The organism is Buttiauxella sp. WJP83 (assembly GCF_027594725.1).
GTDB lineage: Bacteria > Pseudomonadota > Gammaproteobacteria > Enterobacterales > Enterobacteriaceae > Buttiauxella > Buttiauxella selenatireducens.
Window position 1 is genome coordinate 2,601,790 of the sequence record NZ_CP110080.1, and the last position, 21,147, is coordinate 2,622,936.

Here is a 21,147-nt window from a genome sequence, read left to right on the forward strand (position 1 = left end):
CAAAACGGTGGGTATCTTTTTAACAACACGACAGGGACCACAATGGAAACACTACAAAAAACGGAAGTGGAAAATCACGCGGCTAAACGTCGATGGCTGAATTCGCACGACTCCGGGTATCACAAAGCGATGGGCAACCGTCAGGTTCAGATGATTGCCATCGGCGGAGCCATTGGCACCGGCCTCTTTTTAGGTGCAGGCGCGCGACTGCAAATGGCTGGCCCCGCCTTAGCACTGGTGTATCTGGTGTGCGGGATCTTTTCATTCTTCATTTTACGTGCGCTAGGTGAATTGGTGCTCCATCGCCCGTCGAGCGGCAGCTTTGTCTCTTACGCCCGTGAGTTTCTGGGCGAAAAAGCCTCTTATGTTGCGGGGTGGATGTACTTCGTCAACTGGGCAATGACCGGCATTGTCGATATCACCGCCGTCGCGCTTTATATGCACTACTGGGGCGCATTCGGTGATGTTCCGCAGTGGGTCTTTGCCCTTTGCGCACTGGGGATTGTCGGCACCATGAACATGATCGGCGTGAAATGGTTCGCCGAAATGGAGTTCTGGTTCGCATTAATCAAAGTCCTCGCCATCGTGGTCTTTTTGGTTGTCGGTACGATTTTCCTCGGCAGCGGTAAAATGCTGGATGGCAATACGACGGGTTTCCACTTAATCACGGATAACGGCGGCCTCTTCCCACATGGTTTGCTCCCTGCATTGGTTCTTGTACAAGGGGTGGTTTTTGCCTTTGCGTCGATTGAACTGGTCGGGACGGCAGCAGGTGAATGTAAAGACCCGCAAACGATGGTGCCGAAAGCCATTAACAGCGTTATCTGGCGTATCGGTCTGTTTTATGTGGGCTCAGTGGTTTTACTGGTGCTGCTGTTGCCGTGGAATGCCTATCAAGCAGGGCAAAGCCCGTTTGTGACATTTTTCTCAAAACTCGGCGTGCCTTACATTGGCGACATCATGAACATGGTAGTACTGAGTGCTGCTCTTTCGAGCCTCAACTCTGGCCTCTATTCTACCGGGCGCATTCTGCGTTCGATGTCGATGGGCGGTTCGGCACCTAAATTCATGTCGAAAATGAGCAAGCAACAAGTTCCTTATGCCGGGATCCTGGTTACGCTTGGTGTATACGTATTTGGCGTGCTGCTGAATTATCTGGTGCCTTCACAAGTATTCGAAATCGTCCTCAATATTGCGTCGCTGGGTATTATCTCTTCCTGGGCATTTATCGTGATTTGCCAGTTGCGCTTACGCAAAGCGATAAAAGAAGGTAAAGCGGCAGATGTCAGCTTTAAATTACCCGGAGCGCCATTCACATCATGGCTGACGCTGTTATTCCTGTTTAGCGTGTTGGTACTGATGGGCTTTGATTACCCGAACGGAACATACACCATTGCCTCTATTCCGCTGATTGCGGTGGTACTGGTGCTGGGTTGGTTTGGCGTCCGTAAACGTGTTCGCGAAATTGCCAACGAGGTGGATTTCCATCACGAAGAAAGCACAACGTTAACCGATAAGCGTTAAGTCATTTTGTTTGAAACAGATAGCCACCTGCCCATGGGTGGCTATCTTTTAAGCCTTCATACCACAAATCGCCATAGCATTAACGTTATGTGCCGTTAACACTTTTCAAACATTCATCACAAGTATTAACATATGGACCTGAATGTTCCAGATGGTTCGTCTGGAGCGTAAATGCTCCCACCTGTGAAAATGTCTGATGAAAATTGTGCAACATGGAAAGCTTTCCCTTCCACTGATCCTGGCTCCGGCGCTGTCGTCTTTTGCCCTTCCTGCGCTTGCGGCAGAAGAGACGATGGTCGTCACCGCAACACAAGGCCCTATTTCTGAGCTGGATACGCCAGCGGCAGTGAGTGTCGTTAATGGCGACGATATGCGCCAGGCCGCACCACGTATTAATCTTTCAGAAAGCCTGAGCAGCGTACCCGGTCTGCAAGTCCAGAATCGCCAGAACTATGCACAAGATTTACAGCTTTCGATTCGTGGATTCGGTTCGCGCTCAACTTATGGCGTGCGCGGGATACGAATGTATGTGGACGGTATCCCCGCCACGATGCCTGACGGGCAAGGCCAAACCTCGAATATCGATTTAAACAGCGTTGAAAGCGTTGAGATTTTGCGCGGCCCTTTCTCCGCGTTGTACGGTAATGCCTCCGGTGGCGTGATGAATGTCACCACCACCACTGGCGCACAACCACCGACCTTTGAAGCCAGTAGTTATTACGGCAGTTTCGGAAGCTGGCGTAACAGTATAAAAGCCACGGGCGCAACGGGCGACGGTACTCAGGCTGGCGATGTTGATTACGCCGTTTCTGCCTCACGCTTTACCACGCATGGTTATCGTGACCATAGCAGCGCACAAAAAAATCTGGGTAACGCCAAACTGGGCGTGCGGCTTAACGAAGCCAGCAAATTGACGCTGATGCTCAACAGTGTCGATATTGATGCCAACGATCCGGGCGGTTTAACCGAACAGGAGTGGCATGACAACCCGACTCAGGCGCCACGCGCTGAGCAATACAATACTCGCAAGACGACCAAACAGACCCAGGCTGGCCTGCGTTATGACCGGCAGCTTTCGGCAAACGATGATCTCAGCATCATGACCTATGCGGGGGTGCGAGAAACCACGCAATACCAATCCATCCCCGTCGGCCCGCAGTTAAACCCCACACATCCGGGTGGCGTTATCGAGCTTTCACGTCATTATCAAGGGATCGATTCACGCTGGACACACCGAGGGAATCTGCTGTCCGTTCCGGTGGTCTTTACCACCGGTGTGGATTACGAAACCCTGTCAGAAAAACGCAAAGGCTATGAAAACTTTGTCGTAGAAAGCGGCACCACCGTATTGGGTGAGAAAGGCGATCTGCGCCGTGACGAACGCAATCTGATGTGGAACGTTGACCCTTACCTGCAAACGGCCTGGCAGCTTACCGATAAGTTGAGTCTGGATGCAGGTGTCCGCTTTAGCTCGGTTTACTTCGATTCCAATGATGAATACATCACCGCGCTGAATGGAGATGACAGCGGCGAGGCGAGCTATCACAAATGGCTGCCAGCCGCCGCGCTGAAATATGCAATTACTGACGCGTGGAATGTTTATACATCGGCGGGACGCGGATTTGAAACGCCGACCATTAACGAGCTCTCGTATCGTGATAACGGCCAATCAGGTTTGAACTTTGGCCTAAAATCCGCCACCAGCGATACCGTGGAAATAGGTAGCAAAACCCGTTTCGGTAATAGCCTGTTGAAGGCGGCGCTTTTCCAGACCGATACCGACGACGAAATTGTCGCCGACCAGAGTAGCGGCGGACGTACGACCTATAAAAATGCTGGTGAAACACGACGCCGGGGCATGGAGCTATCCGCCGATAGCCAGCTTGGCTATGACTGGCGTATAAAAATGGCGTGGACCTATCTGGATGCAACGTATCGCAGCAACGCGTGTGGTGATGACCATTGCGAGGGAAATCGCCTGCCGGGTATTGCGCGTAACATGGGTTACGCATCACTTGAATACGCGCCACCAGAGGGGTTCTATGCCGGTGCCGACGTCCGTTATATGAGTGATATTCAAGCCAATGATGAGAATACTGCCCAGGCACCCGCCTATACGGTTGCCTCACTGAACAGTGGTTATAAGGTGCTTATTCAGGAAAGTTGGATGTTGGATGTGTGGGGGCGTGTCGATAACTTATTCGATCGGGAATATGTGGGTTCTGTCATCGTAAATGAAAGTAACGGTCGTTACTTCGAACCCGCACCGGGGCGCAATTACGGCGTGGGGGTGAATTTGAGTTACACCTTCCTTTAAGCATTTAAAAACAAAAACGGAACCCTGAGGTTCCGTTTTTTATTCGGTCAAGGAGTCAGATTACTCCATCGTCGCGCCGCCATTAAGCTTGAACACGACGTTGACAATCAAACCCTGGCCTGGCTTACCACTTTCGTAGCGCCACTTTTTCATCGCCATTTTCACTTCGCGTTCAAACATATTGGCAGGTTGTGCGGAGAGAATACTCACGTTACTCACACTACCATCTGGGCCAACATCAAACTTCACTCGCACTTTACCTTCGATACGTAACGCATGTGCACGAGCCGGATACTGAGGTGAATTTCGGCTAAGTGCGCGCGGCCCTGTCGCCACCGGAGCGGTCGACGCCACTGGTGCAGTCTTAGCAACCGGAGCCGGACGAGCAGGTGCTGTATTGGTTACCGGCGCTGTCGGGCGCGGTTCAACCGGCTGAACTTCACGCTTCGGCTGCTCAACCTTTTTCACAGGCTTTGGTTTTGGCTTCGGTTTCGGTTTTGGCTCTGGTTTTTGAATAACAACCGGTGCCTCTTTCGGCGGCTCGGGAATCGGTTCAGGTTCCACTACTGGCTCAGGTGGTGGCTGCACAACTTCAGGTTGTGGGGGTTCCAACTCAGCAGGAGCCACCATGGTGACACTGATAGGTTGTGCAGGCGCTGGCAACTCAATAACCTGATGTACCGAGGTGTAGAGCAACCCCGCGACAACAGCACCATGTAGCACAACCGAAAGTGCGGTCGGCCATGGAAAGCGGCGAGGTAAATCAAGGGTCATTGACGTCATAATGGCTTAGGTCTCTTAAACAGGCGTCAATTTTAAATGCAAATAGCAATCATATTCAACAACGCATCGAATAAAGTGACGCATTTTGCTGTCGGCTGGGTGAAATTCCCTCATTCGTGACCACGATTTAACATCTTGTTTATCTTTCAATTGCAGTCTTAGCGCCATTCACTTACCGTATTTTACATACCTCATATCAATAAGGAGTGCTGCACGTGCTGTATGTCATTTATGCGGAAGATAATGCCGACTCTCTCGAAAAGCGGCTAGCTGTGCGCCCTGCCCATTTGGCTCGTCTACAATTACTGCGCGATGAAGGTCGTCTGTTAACCGCAGGGCCAATGCCTGCCGTTGATAGTAACGATCCTGGTGCGGCGGGTTTTACCGGCTCAACGGTGATTGCAGAGTTTACGTCGCTTGAAGAGGCTCAAGCCTGGGCCGATGCTGATCCTTATAACGCCGCCGGTGTTTATAAGCATGTGGCGATTAAGCCATACAAAAAAGTTTTTTGATTCAACTAAAAACCATTTAAATTTAATACCTTACATTCATAAACCCATCAAAAGCATCCATAAAAGGCACTTCAAAATACACTGTGTATTTTGAAGTGCCTTTTTTATAATTCTCCTATATCTTCATCCTAATCCTGGCTTTTTACTGTGTCATTTCACCTACAATTTATGGGTGATTACATTTAATCACTCGTAAGCCTGGAGGATGTAATGATGAAAAATTTACTTCATTTTTCAATAGCTGTGATCCTGATAGCTCTTCCGATAACGACCTTTGCTGTTGATTCTCTTACCAATGGAAACTCTGCCAGTCAAGTGAGCGGCACTCTCACTGCAAAGGGAAACAGTGTTGCAGAAGTTGAAAGTTCTCTTAAATCGGAAGCAATTAACAGCGGTGCATCAGCATATACGATTACTACTGAGAGTCATGATGATGGGCAAGTCTACGGTGAAGCAACCCTCTATAAATAAATTTTGATCAACAGGAAGAATGTATCATCTGAAAAGTTAACGGCCCCCTCAACAGAGCCTCTATACCCAGGTAAAACTAAGCCCCGCATTAGCGGGGCTGATCACAAAACCAACTTAGTTATAACTGGCTGATTTATTGACGTATATGACCAAAATGGCTGTGGTCGTGAAAAATATCATGCCCCGGCAAGAGTCCAAACGAACCTGGTCTACCAGGTGTGCCGAAATCATCAAAATCACTAAATCCATCCAGACCGTGGTCATGACGTAAGCGTCCTCGAATACGCAAGTCATCATCTAACAAGTGGTTACTCTGGATAATCTGAACGCCTATATCCATCTGCATATCCGGCATTAGGGTGATGTCGCCAGCACGAGCAACAAGTGGAGAAGATATCAATAATACCATTACAAGAATCACTGACCTGAACATAATCACTCCTTACGCTCGGTATCTGTGAGGTGGGCTCTTAATACAATTTTAGGAGTTTGCAAGTGAGTGGGTTTAGTTTTGTCGTTTCATGAACTGGCTACAGCACTAATTGCTCATTTATCTGATTAAATGCGGGCAATTCCCAGAGGAGATGATGATTTTTGGACACATCCCCCATTTCCCATCTTTTGATGACAGTGATAACCTCAGAATAATTTTCGTTCTGTATTTGAAATTATCAGGAGTGTTGATGGATCTTTTTGATGAGTCTTATGAGCGGCATAAGCAGTCGGTGGGTAATCAGGAAGCTCGCTGGAACAGCTGGCTGGCCAGTCATCCCCTGGTGATTGTTGCAGTGGCTTTGGTAACAGTGATCATTATTTTACTGGCAATGCACTTCTCATAAACTCCGTTTTGCCCCCTGCTCACATCTTCCCATTCAGTCGGTAAATCAGCTTATCAGCATGGCTAAAACGTTTGGCTGGTACTGGGCACCGCATGCGGTGCCCTTTTCTTTACGACGCCCATTGATCGTGAATGGCAAACAACAAGGAATTACGCGCGCGGTTTGCCTGGCACTTTCTGATGGCGTGAATTCGCATGTTGCGGCGTGACTGACCTTCCAGCCAACGCGATCTGCGCCGTTGCGTCTGACGAAGCATACGCCACCGTCCGACCTCAGTTCTACTACGCCTCATTTTTCCGACTCTGGTTGCATGTAAGACGCGCCATTATAGTGTCTTCTGTCCCACAGACCAGCCGTTTTACGATGAGTCCTGCAACTCAAATTATTTTGGGTATAGTTTTAGTGTCAACCGGTGGCTGTTGTGCGTAAACTCAAAAGCATACGGTTTCTAAAGGATTTTTGAACGATGACAACCTTCTATACAGTCTTTAGTTGGCTGATAATTTTAGGTTACTGGCTTTTAATAGCCGGCGTGACGCTGCGAATTTTGATGAAGCGTCGTGCAGTTCCTTCAGCCATGGCATGGCTTCTTATCATTTATATTCTTCCGCTCGTCGGGATTATTGCCTATCTCTCGTTTGGCGAATTACATCTGGGCAAACGTCGTGCAGAGCGTGCGCGCGCCATGTGGCCTTCGACGGCCAAGTGGTTAAACGACCTTAAAAGCTGCAAACATATTTTTGCCGAAGAAAACAGTGAAGTCGCGACGTCACTGTTCCAGCTGTGCGAACGCCGTCAGGGGATTGGCGGTGTAAAAGGCAACCAGCTCCAGTTGCTCACGACGTCTGACGAAACGATGCATGCGCTGATTCGTGACATTCAACTGGCCCGCCATAACATCGAGATGGTGTTTTATATCTGGCAACCTGGGGGTTTAGCCGATCAGGTCGCCGAATCGCTGATGGCTGCCGCACGTCGTGGTATTCATTGCCGCTTGCTGTTGGACTCGGCGGGGAGTGTCGCATTCTTCCGCAGCCCATGGGCAAACATGATGCGTAACGCGGGCGTGGAAGTGGTCGAAGCGCTGAAAGTTAATCTTATGCGTGTGTTCCTACGCCGCATGGATTTACGCCAGCATCGTAAAATGGTGATGATCGATAATTACATCGCTTATACCGGCAGCATGAACCTGGTTGATCCGCGCTTCTTTAAACAAGATGCAGGCGTCGGGCAATGGGTCGATTTAATGGCGCGTATGGAAGGCCCGGTTGCCACCGCAATGGGGATTGTCTATTCCTGCGACTGGGAGATAGAAACCGGTAAACGTATTTTACCGCCTGCCCCAGATACCAATATTATGCCTTTTGAAGAGGCCACTGGGCACACGATTCATACCATTGCTTCCGGCCCTGGATTCCCTGAAGACCTGATTCATCAGGCGCTTCTGACGTCGGTTTATGCGGCGCGTGAATATCTGATAATGACGACCCCTTACTTTGTGCCAAGTGACGACTTGCTCCATGCCATTTGCACCGCGGCGCAACGTGGCGTCGACGTGAGTATTATCGTTCCACGTAAGAATGACTCACTACTGGTGGGCTGGGCCAGCCGCGCCTTCTTTACTGAGTTGCTTGCCGCAGGGGTGAAGATTTATCAGTTCGAAGGCGGTTTGCTGCATACCAAGAGCGTGCTGGTTGATGGGCAATTAAGTTTAGTCGGTACTGTGAATCTGGACATGCGCAGCTTGTGGCTGAATTTCGAGATAACGTTGGTGATTGATGACTCCGGTTTTGCCAGCGATCTTGCGGCTGTTCAGGACGACTATATCTCCCGCTCTCGCTTACTTGACCCGCGTTTGTGGGTTAAGCGCCCAATGTGGCAACGTGTAGTAGAGCGACTGTTTTACTTCTTTAGCCCGTTGCTGTAAAACGTGGCGCAAACTGTATTTGATAAGTGGAACCAGACATGGAAATGGATCTGAACAATCGCCTGACAGAAGATGAAACTCTCGAGCAGGCTTACGATATTTTTCTCGAGCTGGCGGTCGATAACCTCGATCCGGCAGATGTGATTTTGTTTAACCTGCAATTTGAAGAGCGTGGCGGTGCTGAGCTTTTTGACCCAGCCGAAGATTGGCAGGAGCATGTGGATTTCGACCTAAATCCAGATTTCTTTGCTGAAGTGGTTATTGGACTTGCAGATACCGACGGTGGGGAAATTAACGACATCTTCGCACGTGTACTGTTGTGCCGTGAGAAAGACCATAAACTTTGCCATATTCTTTGGCGCGAATAAGTTCGCAGAAATTAAGCATCAGGGCAGCGTAAAGCTGCCCTTTTCTTTCATATACCCGTCATACTTCAAGCTGCTTATGCGTTGGCTGCACTCGCTCACCCCAGTCACTTACTTGAGTAAGCTCCTGGGGATTCTCAAGTTTGCCGCCTTTAAGCAACTCGAATTATTTTGGGTATAGTTCCTACAACTTCGGCAACACGCTCCCGCAAGATTTGCAGAAACGGGCTTCGGCGTCGTGGTCACCCTTATGGCAGCGAGTACACAAACGGGCATTCCGTTGTTTCTGAAACTCATTGGTCATATGTGCGGTAATAATCCCCGTTGGGATGGCAATGACCGAGTAACCAATCAAGATAAGAATTGAGGCAACCATTCGGCCCGCTCCGGTATGCGGAGTAATATCGCCATACCCCACTGTCGTCACGGTGACGACAGCCCAGTACACCGACGTTCCCAAATTGCTAAAGCCGTTTGGCGGTCCTTCGATGCCATACATCAATCCGCCAGCAACGACCATCACAATAAGAATAAAGGAGTAGAAAAGGATCAACTGGTGCCGGGCATTAAGAATCGCCTGCCATAACGTATGCAGTGTCGGCATGTAGCGCAGTAGTTTGAGAATTCGCAGCACGCGTATCGCACGCATTGCACGCCACGCGAAGACATAATTGACGCCTATTTCAGGCCACAGCCACAACACGTATAGCGGCAGAATTGTCGCCAGATCGATGAAACCCCAAAAACTAAAGACATATTTCCTGGGTTCAGGCCAGCAAAGCACTCGCAGAATATATTCCAGCGTGAACAACAACGTGAAACCCAATTCCAGTGCGACAAATACTTGCCATTGATCATAGTTCAGATGATATTGCGTCCCGAGTCCTGACTCGACAAAAACCGCAATCACACTGAGTAAAGCGAATAGCCCGCATAACGCTTCAAAGCGTCGGCCTGAGCGTGTTTTTTGATCAAAGAGAAGGTGGTACATCCGCTTACGGGTGGAACGAATAAGCACGGGCAAAGTAACCTCACAAACTAAAAGGGCTGGCATCATGCCAGCCCTGCGAGATTATAGCGGGTCTACCTTCAGACAGGAAACCGCATGCTTGAAGCTGCCCTCCAGCACCGGGCGAGTTTTCGCACATTCCGGCCCGGCAATTGGGCAGCGGGTGCGGAAAACACAACCTGATGGCGGATTTATTGGCGACGGCAACTCCCCTTCGAGAAGTTGTATCGTTTTGTTTCTTTCCAAATCGGGATCGGGAATGGGCACCGCAGACATCAATGCTTTGGTATAAGGGTGCAACGGATTATGGTACACCTCGTCATAGGTGCCCAACTCCACCGCATGTCCCAGATACATCACCAGCACGCGGTCTGAAATGTGTTTTACCACAGCCAGATCGTGGGCGATGAAGATAAGCGACAACCCCATTTCACGTTGCAATTTTTGCAGCAGATTGACTACCTGCGCCTGAATCGACACGTCGAGCGCTGAAACTGGTTCGTCACAGATGATCAGTTTTGGTTCAAGGATCAGTGCACGAGCAATCCCGATACGTTGGCACTGCCCTCCTGAAAACTCGTGTGGGTAACGGTTAATCAGGTTTGGTAACAAGCCCACCTTCATCATCATCGCTTTCACGCGGTCACGAACTTCCTGACGCGGCATTTTAGGATGATAAGTACGCAGCGGTTCAGCAATGATATCGCCGATATTCATACGCGGGTTTAATGAGGCCAGCGGATCCTGGAAAATCATCTGGATGTCGCTACGCACATTGCGCCACTCGTCCTGATTCATTCCCAGCAAATCTTTACCCAACCACGCAACACGGCCTTCAGTTGCTTTGACCAGACCGATAATGGCGCGGGCAAACGTCGATTTGCCGCAACCTGACTCCCCTACCACACCCAGCGTTTCGCCTTCGTATAAACGCAGCGTCACACCATCTACGGCTTTCAACGTTTTAGAGGGTTGCCAGAACCACTGTTTACCGTCTTTGATGTCAAAATGCACTTTGAGATCGGCAATTTCCAGCAGGACTTTTTTCTCTTGTGTCACGGCGTTCATACCAACTCCTCCACTGGCTTAAAGCAAGCGCGCAAACGGCCTTCACCGAAAGGTTCCAGAGGCGGCATGCTATTACAGATTTCCATCGCGTGCGGACAACGCGGCTGGAACGGGCAGCCTTTTGGCAGACGCAGCAGGTTCGGCGGGTTGCCAGGAATGGTCAGCAAAGATTCGCCTTCAGCATCAAGTCGAGGAACCGCGTTGAGCAGACCGATGGAGTAAGGATGAACCGGGTTGTAGAACACGTCACGAGCCTGACCATATTCCATGGTACGACCCGCATACATCACCAGCACTTTGTCACAGATCCCAGCAACCACGCCGAGATCGTGGGTGATCATGATAATTGCTGTATTGAACTCACGTTTGAGCTCGTTAAGCAGTGTCATGATTTGCGCCTGAACGGTGACGTCCAGCGCCGTAGTCGGTTCATCCGCAATCAGCAGTTTTGGACGGCATAACAGCGCCATCGCGATCATGACACGCTGACGCATACCACCGGAAAACTCATGCGGGAACATCCGCATACGCTTACGGGCTTCAGGCATTTTCACGGCATCAAGCATGCGGACGGATTCTTCAAACGCTTCTGCTTTGCCCAATTTCTTGTGCAGCATCAGCACTTCCATCAACTGCTCGCCGACACGCATATACGGGTTAAGCGAGGTCATTGGGTCCTGAAAAATCATCGAAATCTGCTCCGCACGCAGGCGGTTAAGCTGGTTCTCTGGCAGATTCAGGATCTCTTTACCGTTAAATTTAGCAGACCCGCCGATACGGCCATTTGCGGCCAGCAGTCCCATCAAAGCAAAAGCTGTTTGCGATTTTCCGGAACCCGATTCCCCAACGATGCCCAATGTTTCACCGGCACGCAGGCTGAAGTTCAGATCGTTTACCGCAGTAACATCACCGTCTGGCGTACCGAAGGTGACGCGCAGATCTTTTACGTCTAACAACGTAGAAGTCTGGCTCAGTGGAGTAACCACCGCAGGATTTTCAATTGTGCTCATCGCGGCACTCCTTAACGATCTTTCGGGTCGAGGGCATCACGCAGGCCATCGCCGATAAAGTTGAAACAGAACAGGGTGATGACGAGGAAGCCTGCCGGGAACATCAGCAGCCACGGTGAAACTTCCATCGAGTTCGCACCATCACTCAGCAATGCGCCCCAGCTACTTAAAGGCTCTTGTGTACCCAAACCCAGGAAGCTCAGGAAGGATTCGAACAAGATCATGCTCGGCACCAGCAGCGAGGCGTAAACCACAACCACCCCCAGTACGTTTGGCACAATGTGACGCACGACTATATTCGCCGTTGAAACACCGCCAACCTGGGCTGCTTCGATGAACTCTTTACGCTTCAGGCTCAGGGTTTGTCCACGAACGATACGCGCCATGTCCAGCCAGGAAACCATCCCGATTGCCACAAAGATAAGCAGAATGTTTTGCCCAAAGAAGGTCACCAGTAAAATAACGAAGAACATGAACGGGAAGGAGTTGAGGATCTCCAGCAAACGCATCATGACTGAGTCAGTTTTACCGCCCAGATAACCCGCGAGCGAGCCGTATAATGTTCCTACAACCACAGCAACCAGCGCCGCAGCCACACCGACCATCAGCGAAATACGCCCGCCGATTGCCACCCTGACTAACAGGTCACGACCAGAGGAGTCGGTGCCAAAGTAGTGCCCTGACTCCATGTCAGGTGCTGCCGACATCATTCCCCAGTCGGTATCAAAATAGCTAAACTGCGACAACATCGGCGCAAAAGTCACGAATAGCGCAATGAGAGCCAGAACAATCAGACTGGCCACCGCAGCACGGTTATGCATAAAACGGCGGCGCGCATCTTGCCAAAGGCTACGGCCTTCTACTTCAAGTTTTTCACTGAAGTTTTCCAGCGCCTCGCTGTTTTTGTTACTCAACATCATGGCGAACTCCAGTATCAGTAACGGATTTTCGGATCGATAACGGCATACAGCACGTCAACAATCGCGTTAAAGAGAATAGTCAACGCGCCTACCAGAATGGTGAGGCTCAGAACCAGAGAATAGTCACGGTTCAACGCTCCGTTTACGAACAACTGGCCAATACCTGGCAATCCGTAAATGGTTTCAATAACCATCGAGCCTGTGATGATACCGACAAAGGCTGGCCCCAAATAAGACAGCACAGGTAACAGAGCGGGTTTCAAAGCGTGGCGCAAAATAATGCGACGCATTGGCAGCCCTTTGGCGCGAGCAGTACGGATGAAGTTTGAGTGCAGCACTTCAATCATTGAGCCACGAGTAATACGCGCAATACTCGCAATATAAGCTAATGAAAGTGCGACCATTGGCAGGATCATGTATTGAAGCGCCCCGCCATTCCAGCCCCCGCCAGGCAGCCATTTAAGTGTGATAGCAAATATCAGAACCAGTAACGGGGCAACCACGAAACTGGGGATAACGACCCCGGTCATGGCGATCCCCATGACGGCGTAATCCCATTTAGTGTTTTGATTCAGTGCGGCGATAACTCCAGCTAACACCCCTAAAACCACGGCAAAGATAAATGCGGCTGCACCTAATTTCGCAGAGACAGGGAAGCTCGAAGCAACCAAATCGTTAACTGAATAATCTTTATATTTAAATGACGGGCCAAAATCACCATGAGCCAGTTGCTTCAGATAACTGAAGTACTGTGTCGTGATCGGATCGTTTAAATGGTATTTAGCTTCAATGTTCGCCATAACTTCTGGCGGAAGTGCGCGTTCGCTGGTAAATGGACTACCCGGCGCAAGACGCATCATGAAGAATGAAATTGTTATAAGAATAAAGAGTGTCGGAATTGCTTCCAGACAACGACGTAGAATAAATTTCAACATTGCCCGTACCTTCTGGCGTGTGCCTTTAAGTAGTAATGAAATAAGACACGATGGGGCAAGGCGTTAAACCTCGCCCCACGATTTGCCATTAATGTTTGATGATATACATATCTTTGGTGTAGATATTGTCCATCGGGTCTTTACCGGTATAACCGCCAACCCATGGTTTCACCAGACGAGCATTCACGTAGTAATAAACCGGAACGATAGCGGAGTCTTTGCCCAGCTGTTGTTCGGCTTTATCGTACGCAGCACTGCGCTGTGCTTCATCAGTCGCCTTCAGCGATTCTGCCATGATGGCGTCAAATGCCGGGCTCTTATAATGCGCGGTGTTCATTGAACTACCAGACAGCATGGTATTCAGGAAGGACGTTGGTTCGTTGTAGTCAGCACACCAGCCAGCACGCGCCACATCGTAGTTACCCTGGTGACGAGTATCGAGGAAGGTTTTCCATTCCTGGTTGACCAACTTCACGTTCACACCGAGGTTTTTCTGCCAGATAGAGGCAGCAGCGATAGCCAGTTTTTTATGCAGGTCAGATGTGTTGTACAGCAGGTCAAAGGTCAGCGGTTTATCTTTGCTATAACCCGCTTCAGCCAGCAATTTCTTAGCTTCTTCGTTACGTTTTTCCTGAGTCCAGGAGAACCACTCAGGTTTTGTCAGCTTAGCGCCGTCAGCATAAGGAGGCGTGTAGCCATAAGCAGGCAGATCGCCCTGCGCTTTTACCTTGTTTACGATAATGTCACGATCCAGGCCCAGTTTCAGAGCGGTACGAACACGCGCATCGTTAAATGGAGCTTTCTGGTTGTTGATTTCGTAGTAATAAGTACACAGATACGGGTCAACGTGAACTTCAGCTGGGATCTCTTTTTTCAGCTTCTGGAACAGTTCGATCGGCAGGTTGTTATAAGTCATGTCGATTTCGCCGCTGCGGTAGCGGTTTACATCGGTAACTTCAGAAGAAATTGGCAGATAAGTAATCTGATCAATGACAGTTTTCGCGTTATCCCAATAATTGGTATTACGCTCCATCACGATACGTTCGTTAACAACCCAGTCTTTCAGTTTATATGCGCCGTTAGAAACGAGGTTCGCAGGCTGGGTCCACTTCTCACCAAACTTCTCAATGGCGGTTTTATTCACCGGGGACATCGCCGGGTTAACCAGAAGTTTGTAGAAGTAAGGAACTGGCTCGCTCAAAGTCACTTCCAGCGTATGGTCGTCAATCGCTTTTACGCCCAGCTCACTTGGTTTCTTTTTGCCATCGATGATTTCATCAACGTTTACGATATGGCCATATTGCGGATAGCTTGCATACGGGGAAGCGGTATTTGGATCAACCAGGCGCTGCCAGCTATATACGAAATCTTGTGCTGTTACAGGTTCGCCGTTAGACCATTTAGCATCTTTACGCAGATGGAAAGTCCACACTTTAAAATCTTTGTTATCCCAGGATTCTGCAACACCTGGAATTGGGTGGCCATCTTTTGGAGAAGTAATCAGCAGACCTTCGAACAGGTCACGGCTTACGTTTGATTCAGGAACACCTTCAATTTTATTGGGATCCAGAGACTGCGGCTCAGCACCGTTATTTCGAATCAACGTTTGCTTTTCTGACAGTTGGACACCTGCAGGAACTTCGGCCGCCGTGGCCACATTGCCTACAATTAGCGCGGTTAAAATGCTTGCTGCAACCAGACTTTTTTTTGTGATGATGGACATTGTGTTGATACTCCACTCATTATAATTACCGACCCGAAAGCCAGCCTCTTCCCCTTTGGGGTTCCTTAACAGCACAAGAGCGTTATGCGACTGCCAGGATTTATTTTGTGTTACCTGCTATCACCGACTTTATTTGGGGGATGCTCTTTATGGCACCCTGCTCCGTCGATTCTTAATCAACCTACCCTGTTCTCAGGTTGATTTTGATGAGTCATCTGTAAATGAAACATTTTTCAGATAATTGTGTTGTCTGGAAAGTATCAAAAGCACCTGATGCCCGCCAATACAATTTGCAAATTTGTTAACCATTTCTCTTTTATCTGTCCAGGATGCGGTCTGAAACGCTCCTGTTCCAGCTCATTTATTCGAGATAACTCTCTAAAAATAAAAGAAATAGCAGTATTAAGATGGTTGGTTATCTCGCGGCATGACGAAGGAACATGATTGTTCACGAAAAATTAACAATTGGTTATTTTTTAGCACATTCATCTGCGAGACAGCGTGAATAACTAATATCATCTCAATAAAGCCACAGCAAGTATCATTGTGTAGTGTTAGTTAATTAACGATTTGATTGGGAGTTTTATGTACAGAGTACAAAAGTGCACGCCGCTAATACGCGGTTTCCAAAGCTTTTTGTTATGAATGATTTTCTTATGAAGGGGATAGAAGTGCTAATGCGGCAAACAAGTTGGTGGCTATTTAACAAAAAAAAAGCAGAATTGTTATTCTGCTTTTTCCTACGCCAGTTGTAGCAGAACTAACTTAATAACCCGGGGAAAATAGTTTTCAGCCCGGTAACGATAAATTCAATACCCAGAGCCATCAGAAGCAGCCCCATAATACGGGTTATAACGTTAATGCCAGTTTGCCCCAGCAGACGCACTAAGAAAGGCGCAAGGCGGAAAACCAACCAGCAGCAAAAAGCAAAGAGTGCGATGGCTATCGTAAAACCGATTAAATAATTCCAGCTATGGTAGCGCGTGCCCCAGACGATAGTCGAACTGATTGCACCAGGACCGGCCATTAATGGAAGAGCCAACGGGACGACGCCAACGCTTTCGCGGATAGCGCTCTCTGATTTTTCTTGTTTGTTCTGTTTATCTTCCCCGAGTTTACCGCTGATCATCGACATCGCGATGGTTACGACCAGGATACCGCCAGCAATACGGAAAGAATCTATTGATATGCCGAATAGTTGCAGAATGCCGTCGCCAAGAAACAACGAAGTCCACAAAATAATCGCGACAGAAAGGTTCGCAGTGAGATTGGTTTTATTCCTCGCTATCGCAGTTTGATAGCTGGTCATGCTGATAAAAACGGGAATGATCCCTACTGGGTTTACCAGAGCAAACAATCCAATAAAGAACTTAAAATAGGTTGGCAAATCAAATAAGGATTGAGCCACTAAAAACTCCGCAAATGAACGTAGCAAAGGCCGCGGTAATGTAATGGAAAACCACTGCAGGCGCTATGCCCTTTCGCAGCATAGATAACTACTTTTATACACAATTGCGATATTAAACAATATTGTTACCCAGTTGTTGAAAATATGGTAGTTTGTTTTATCTTTGCTGTGACGAATATTTTAAAGACTTATCAACAACCTGAATCCGCCCTGCTGAATGGAGTCAGCCTTGAGATAATGTGATGCAAGTCACAAAAAACCTACTCAGAAGTGAGTACTCTTAGATACATCTGAAGAGCGTTTGATTCAGACCATGAATAGGTTTTTTCGATAAGGCTCTTTTAGTAAATCAGCAAGATGTTTTGGGAAGTTTTTGGATAGTCGTGGCCCCTCTTCTACGCAAGCTGTTGCCCGCTGACTATACTGTCGTCTCGAGCAGCTCATTTACTAAAAGAGTTTAACATTATCAGGAGAGCATTATGGCTGTAACTAATGTCGCTGAACTTAACGCACTTGTAGAGCGCGTCAAGAAAGCCCAGCGTGAATATGCCAACTTCACTCAAGAGCAAGTCGATAAAATCTTCCGCGCCGCCGCCCTGGCTGCCGCTGATGCTCGAATTCCCCTCGCGAAACTGGCCGTTGCCGAATCTGGCATGGGTATCGTTGAAGATAAAGTGATCAAAAACCACTTTGCTTCAGAGTATATCTACAACGCTTATAAAGATGAGAAAACTTGTGGTGTTCTGGACGAAGACCACACCTTCGGTACTATCACTATCGCTGAGCCAATCGGCATCATCTGCGGTATCGTACCGACGACTAACCCAACATCTACTGCGATCTTTAAGTCTCTGATCAGCCTTAAGACCCGTAACGCGATCATCTTCTCTCCACACCCACGTGCAAAAGACGCGACTAACAAAGCCGCAGACATCGTTCTGCAAGCTGCTATCGCTGCGGGTGCACCTAAAGATCTGATCGGTTGGATTGACCAGCCATCTGTAGAACTGTCTAACGCCCTGATGCATCACCCAGATATCAACATGATTCTGGCAACGGGTGGCCCAGGCATGGTTAAAGCGGCATACAGCTCCGGTAAACCAGCAATCGGCGTAGGCGCAGGTAACACTCCTGTTGTTGTTGACGAAACTGCTGACATTAAACGTGTTGTTGCTTCTATCCTGATGTCCAAAACCTTCGATAACGGCGTAATCTGTGCTTCCGAGCAGTCAGTCATCGTTGTTGACTCTGCATACAATGCAGTGCGTGAACGTTTTGCATCCCACGGCGGCTACATGCTGCAGGGTAAAGAGCTGAAAGCTGTTCAGGACATTATCCTGAAAAATGGCGCACTGAACGCAGCTATCGTTGGTCAGCCAGCAACCAAAATTGCTGAACTGGCAGGTTTCACAGTACCGGCTGACACCAAAATTCTGATTGGTGAAGTTAGCGTTGTTGACGATTCTGAGCCATTCGCTCACGAAAAACTGTCTCCAACTCTGGCTATGTACCGTGCTAAGAGCTTCGAAGATGCAGTCGTTAAAGCTGAGAAACTGGTTGAGATGGGCGGTATCGGTCATACCTCTTGCCTGTACACCGACCAGGACAACCAGCCAGAGCGCGTTAAGCACTTCGGCGACAAAATGAAAACTGCACGTATCCTGATCAACACCCCAGCTTCTCAGGGTGGTATCGGTGACCTGTACAACTTCAAGCTCGCGCCTTCCCTGACTCTGGGTTGTGGTTCATGGGGTGGTAACTCCATCTCTGAGAACGTGGGTCCTAAGCACCTGATCAACAAGAAAACCGTTGCTAAGCGAGCTGAGAACATGTTGTGGCATAAACTTCCGAAATCTATCTACTTCCGCCGTGGCTCTCTGCCAATCGCGCTGGACGAAGTGATTACTGATGGTCACAAACGTGCGATGATCGTTACCGACCGCTTCCTGTTCAACAACGGTTATGCAGACCAGATCACTTCTGTTCTGAAAGCAGCGGGCGTTGAAACTGAAGTCTTCTTCGAAGTAGAAGCGGATCCAACTCTGTCCGTAGTACGTAAAGGTGCAGAACTGGCGAACTCCTTCAAACCAGACGTGATCATCGCGCTGGGCGGCGGTTCCCCGATGGATGCTGCGAAAATCATGTGGGTTATGTACGAGCATCCAGAAACTCACTTCGAAGAACTGGCACTGCGCTTTATGGACATCCGTAAGCGTATCTACAAGTTCCCGAAAATGGGCGTAAAAGCGAAAATGATCGCGGTTACCACCACTTCCGGTACAGGTTCAGAAGTCACTCCGTTTGCAGTTGTAACTGATGATGCAACAGGCCAGAAATACCCACTGGCTGACTACGCTCTGACTCCAGACATGGCGATTGTTGATGCCAACCTGGTGATGGATATGCCTAAGTCCCTGTGTGCATTCGGTGGTCTGGATGCGGTAACTCACTCACTGGAAGCTTACGTTTCCGTACTGGCGAGCGAGTTCTCTGACGGTCAGGCTCTGCAAGCACTGAAACTGCTGAAAGAAAACCTGCCAGCGTCTTACCATGAAGGCTCTAAAAACCCAGTTGCTCGTGAGCGTGTACACAATGCTGCGACCATCGCGGGTATCGCGTTTGCGAACGCCTTCCTGGGTGTGTGTCACTCAATGGCGCACAAACTGGGTTCACAGTTCCACATTCCTCACGGTCTGGCGAACGCCCTGTTGATCTCCAACGTTATCCGCTATAACGCGAATGACAACCCAACTAAGCAGACTGCTTTCAGCCAGTATGACCGCCCACAAGCGCGTCGTCGTTATGCTGAAATCGCAGACCACTTAGGTCTGAGCGCACCGGGCGACCGTACTGCTGCTAAGATCGAGAAACTGCTGGCATGGCTGGAAAGCATCAAGGCTGAACTGGGTATTCCTAAGTCCATCCGCGAAGCAGGCGTTCAGGAAGCTGACTTCCTGGCTCACGTTGATAAACTGTCTGAAGATGCGTTCGATGACCAGTGTACCGGTGCTAACCCACGTTACCCACTGATCTCTGAATTGAAACAGATTCTGATGGATACCTTCTACGGTCGTGATTATGTAGAAGAAGGCAGCGTGCCAGCATCAACTGCGAAAGAAGCTGCTCCAGCAGCTAAAGCTGACAAGAAAGCGAAGAAAACCGCTTAATTGTAAAGCCTAATAAAAAACCCGCTTCGGCGGGTTTTTTTATGACTATTTTTCAAATACGCAGTACAACGCATCTCACGGAGATGAGAGACCAGGACGAGCCCTAGCCTCTTTTTTGTTTTTTATGCGCTCTGAATGCCCTGTAGAGAGCCGGTTTGCAACGCCTCCTTGTAATGCTTACGGCAAACCGATACGTAACGCTCGTTACCCCCTATGACCACTTGTTCACCCTGGTTATAGGGACGACCTTCCTGATCAAGTCGCAGCACCATACTGGCTTTGCGGCCACAGAAACAGATAGTTTTTAATTCCACGAGCTTATCTGACCATGCCAATAAATATTGGCTCCCGCCAAATAATTCCCCCTGAAAATCAGTGCGTAATCCATAACACAATACGGGAATATCTAATTCATCCACGACGTCTGATAACGCCAGTACCTGGTCGCGCGTTAAAAATTGGCATTCGTCCACCAGAACACAATGCACGGCATCACGCTGATGCTCATCGCGTATTTCACTGAATAACTGAGTCGCACCATTGAAAAGCTTGGCAGGCGACGACAGCCCAATACGCGAACTCACCTTTCCAGAGCCAAACCGATTGTCAATTTCTGCGGTATACACCAGTGTGCGCATTCCACGCTCTTGATAGTTGTATGAGGATTGCAGTAATGCCGTGGATTTACCCGCATTCATTGCGGAATAGTAAAAGTAGAGTTGTGCCATTGGTCAGCTAGCCTGAGTTAAAATGTAAATATTATTAACACGGATTATATCATAAGCCGTTACAGAGTTGCCGTTACACGACGTTCCCAGGAAAAATTTCTGTATTGTTCGTCTGATATATAAGTTGCAGAGCGAAATTGATGAAGGCCTCAGATGTTTGAAGTTCGTCACGTTGCACTTAACTAACGGAGCTTTAAGCATTTTCTTAGCTATTCAGTGGAACTCATTGAATCCCTAATAATAATTAACTATTAAGAATATCCCCCATGGCAAACAATAATACCAAAGGTTGATATTTCACCATTAATGCTCTCATGCCTCAATTTAGCGCCTCAACAACCCCTGTTACTATCAGGGTTGTTGTAGAAAAAGTGAGTTATCCAGGTTTTGTTAACTCACCATGTGAGACAAAATTTAAGTTAATGTTCTTTAATAAATCGA

General features: G+C 48.7%; 19 protein-coding genes. 8 read left to right on the plus strand and 11 right to left on the minus strand.

Annotated features, from left to right (window positions below; all coding sequences use genetic code 11):
• Positions 1-42 precede the first annotated feature (42 nt).
• Together ansP and pqqU are read left to right on the plus strand one after the other, a co-directional pair.
• Positions 43-1,524, plus strand: coding sequence for an L-asparagine permease (gene ansP, locus OH773_RS12030; RefSeq protein ID WP_270138952.1), 1,482 nt, complete (start codon positions 43-45; stop codon positions 1,522-1,524).
• Positions 1,525-1,720: 196 nt separating this feature from the next.
• Positions 1,721-3,841, plus strand: coding sequence for a TonB-dependent receptor PqqU (gene pqqU / locus OH773_RS12035; RefSeq protein ID WP_270138954.1), 2,121 nt, complete (start codon positions 1,721-1,723; stop codon positions 3,839-3,841).
• Between the two features lie 60 nt (positions 3,842-3,901).
• Here the strand turns inward: pqqU and tonB are convergent, their stop codons facing one another.
• Positions 3,902-4,615, minus strand: coding sequence for a TonB system transport protein TonB (gene tonB / locus OH773_RS12040; RefSeq protein ID WP_270145842.1), 714 nt, complete (start codon positions 4,613-4,615; stop codon positions 3,902-3,904).
• A gap of 224 nt (positions 4,616-4,839) precedes the next feature.
• Between tonB and OH773_RS12045 the strand changes: the two genes are divergently transcribed.
• Both OH773_RS12045 and OH773_RS12050 read left to right on the plus strand, forming a co-directional pair.
• Positions 4,840-5,136, plus strand: coding sequence for a YciI family protein (locus tag OH773_RS12045; protein ID WP_183271642.1), 297 nt, complete (start codon positions 4,840-4,842; stop codon positions 5,134-5,136).
• Positions 5,137-5,346: 210 nt separating this feature from the next.
• On the plus strand, positions 5,347-5,607 hold the full coding sequence (locus tag OH773_RS12050) for a YdgH/BhsA/McbA-like domain containing protein (RefSeq protein ID WP_270138957.1): 261 nt from the start codon (positions 5,347-5,349) through the stop codon (positions 5,605-5,607).
• Positions 5,608-5,740: 133 nt separating this feature from the next.
• Here the strand turns inward: OH773_RS12050 and OH773_RS12055 are convergent, their stop codons facing one another.
• Positions 5,741-6,040 (minus strand): hypothetical protein, encoded by a 300-nt coding sequence (locus OH773_RS12055; protein ID WP_270138959.1) that lies wholly within the window; start codon positions 6,038-6,040, stop codon positions 5,741-5,743.
• Between the two features lie 250 nt (positions 6,041-6,290).
• Here OH773_RS12055 and OH773_RS12060 point away from each other — a divergent pair, with 250 nt between their 5' ends.
• Positions 6,291-6,446, plus strand: a complete 156-nt coding sequence (locus OH773_RS12060; RefSeq protein WP_270138961.1) for a hypothetical protein — start codon at positions 6,291-6,293, stop codon at positions 6,444-6,446.
• Positions 6,447-6,555: 109 nt separating this feature from the next.
• Here OH773_RS12060 and OH773_RS12065 read toward each other — a convergent pair whose 3' ends face one another.
• Positions 6,556-6,738, minus strand: coding sequence for a YciY family protein (locus tag OH773_RS12065; protein WP_183271646.1), 183 nt, complete (start codon positions 6,736-6,738; stop codon positions 6,556-6,558).
• 174 nt (positions 6,739-6,912) lie between these two features.
• On the opposite strand from OH773_RS12065, the gene cls reads away from it, so the two are divergent.
• The gene (gene cls, locus OH773_RS12070) at positions 6,913-8,373 is read left to right on the plus strand and encodes a cardiolipin synthase (protein ID WP_183271647.1); all 1,461 of its coding nucleotides are present in this window, start codon (positions 6,913-6,915) and stop codon (positions 8,371-8,373) included.
• 38 nt (positions 8,374-8,411) lie between these two features.
• Positions 8,412-8,741 carry an HI1450 family dsDNA-mimic protein gene (locus tag OH773_RS12075; RefSeq protein ID WP_034455830.1) on the plus strand — a complete coding sequence of 110 codons (330 nt, stop codon included), beginning with the start codon at positions 8,412-8,414 and terminating at the stop codon, positions 8,739-8,741.
• Between the two features lie 181 nt (positions 8,742-8,922).
• Here OH773_RS12075 and OH773_RS12080 read toward each other — a convergent pair whose 3' ends face one another.
• From OH773_RS12080 to OH773_RS12110, 7 genes are all read right to left on the minus strand, one after another.
• Positions 8,923-9,795 (minus strand): ion transporter, encoded by an 873-nt coding sequence (locus OH773_RS12080; RefSeq protein WP_270138967.1) that lies wholly within the window; start codon positions 9,793-9,795, stop codon positions 8,923-8,925.
• 15 nt (positions 9,796-9,810) lie between these two features.
• On the minus strand, positions 9,811-10,815 hold the full coding sequence (gene oppF / locus OH773_RS12085) for a murein tripeptide/oligopeptide ABC transporter ATP binding protein OppF (RefSeq protein WP_064558016.1): 1,005 nt from the start codon (positions 10,813-10,815) through the stop codon (positions 9,811-9,813).
• Complete coding sequence (locus tag OH773_RS12090) at positions 10,812-11,825, minus strand: ABC transporter ATP-binding protein (RefSeq protein WP_183271650.1); 1,014 nt, start codon at positions 11,823-11,825, stop codon at positions 10,812-10,814. Before OH773_RS12090 ends, oppF begins: the two co-directional genes overlap by 4 nt.
• A gap of 11 nt (positions 11,826-11,836) precedes the next feature.
• Positions 11,837-12,745 carry an oligopeptide ABC transporter permease OppC gene (gene oppC / locus OH773_RS12095; RefSeq protein WP_270138971.1) on the minus strand — a complete coding sequence of 303 codons (909 nt, stop codon included), beginning with the start codon at positions 12,743-12,745 and terminating at the stop codon, positions 11,837-11,839.
• A gap of 14 nt (positions 12,746-12,759) precedes the next feature.
• The gene (gene oppB / locus OH773_RS12100; protein WP_121268847.1) at positions 12,760-13,680 is read right to left on the minus strand and encodes an oligopeptide ABC transporter permease OppB; all 921 of its coding nucleotides are present in this window, start codon (positions 13,678-13,680) and stop codon (positions 12,760-12,762) included.
• Positions 13,681-13,768: 88 nt separating this feature from the next.
• The gene (oppA, locus tag OH773_RS12105) at positions 13,769-15,403 is read right to left on the minus strand and encodes an oligopeptide ABC transporter substrate-binding protein OppA (RefSeq protein WP_270138975.1); all 1,635 of its coding nucleotides are present in this window, start codon (positions 15,401-15,403) and stop codon (positions 13,769-13,771) included.
• Between the two features lie 760 nt (positions 15,404-16,163).
• The gene (locus OH773_RS12110) at positions 16,164-16,811 is read right to left on the minus strand and encodes a YchE family NAAT transporter (protein WP_183271654.1); all 648 of its coding nucleotides are present in this window, start codon (positions 16,809-16,811) and stop codon (positions 16,164-16,166) included.
• 479 nt (positions 16,812-17,290) lie between these two features.
• On the opposite strand from OH773_RS12110, the gene adhE reads away from it, so the two are divergent.
• The gene (gene adhE / locus OH773_RS12115; RefSeq protein ID WP_183271655.1) at positions 17,291-19,978 is read left to right on the plus strand and encodes a bifunctional acetaldehyde-CoA/alcohol dehydrogenase; all 2,688 of its coding nucleotides are present in this window, start codon (positions 17,291-17,293) and stop codon (positions 19,976-19,978) included.
• Between the two features lie 122 nt (positions 19,979-20,100).
• On the opposite strand, the gene tdk is transcribed toward adhE, so the two are convergent.
• Positions 20,101-20,706 carry a thymidine kinase gene (gene tdk / locus OH773_RS12120; protein WP_270138979.1) on the minus strand — a complete coding sequence of 202 codons (606 nt, stop codon included), beginning with the start codon at positions 20,704-20,706 and terminating at the stop codon, positions 20,101-20,103.
• Positions 20,707-21,147: the final 441 nt, after the last annotated feature.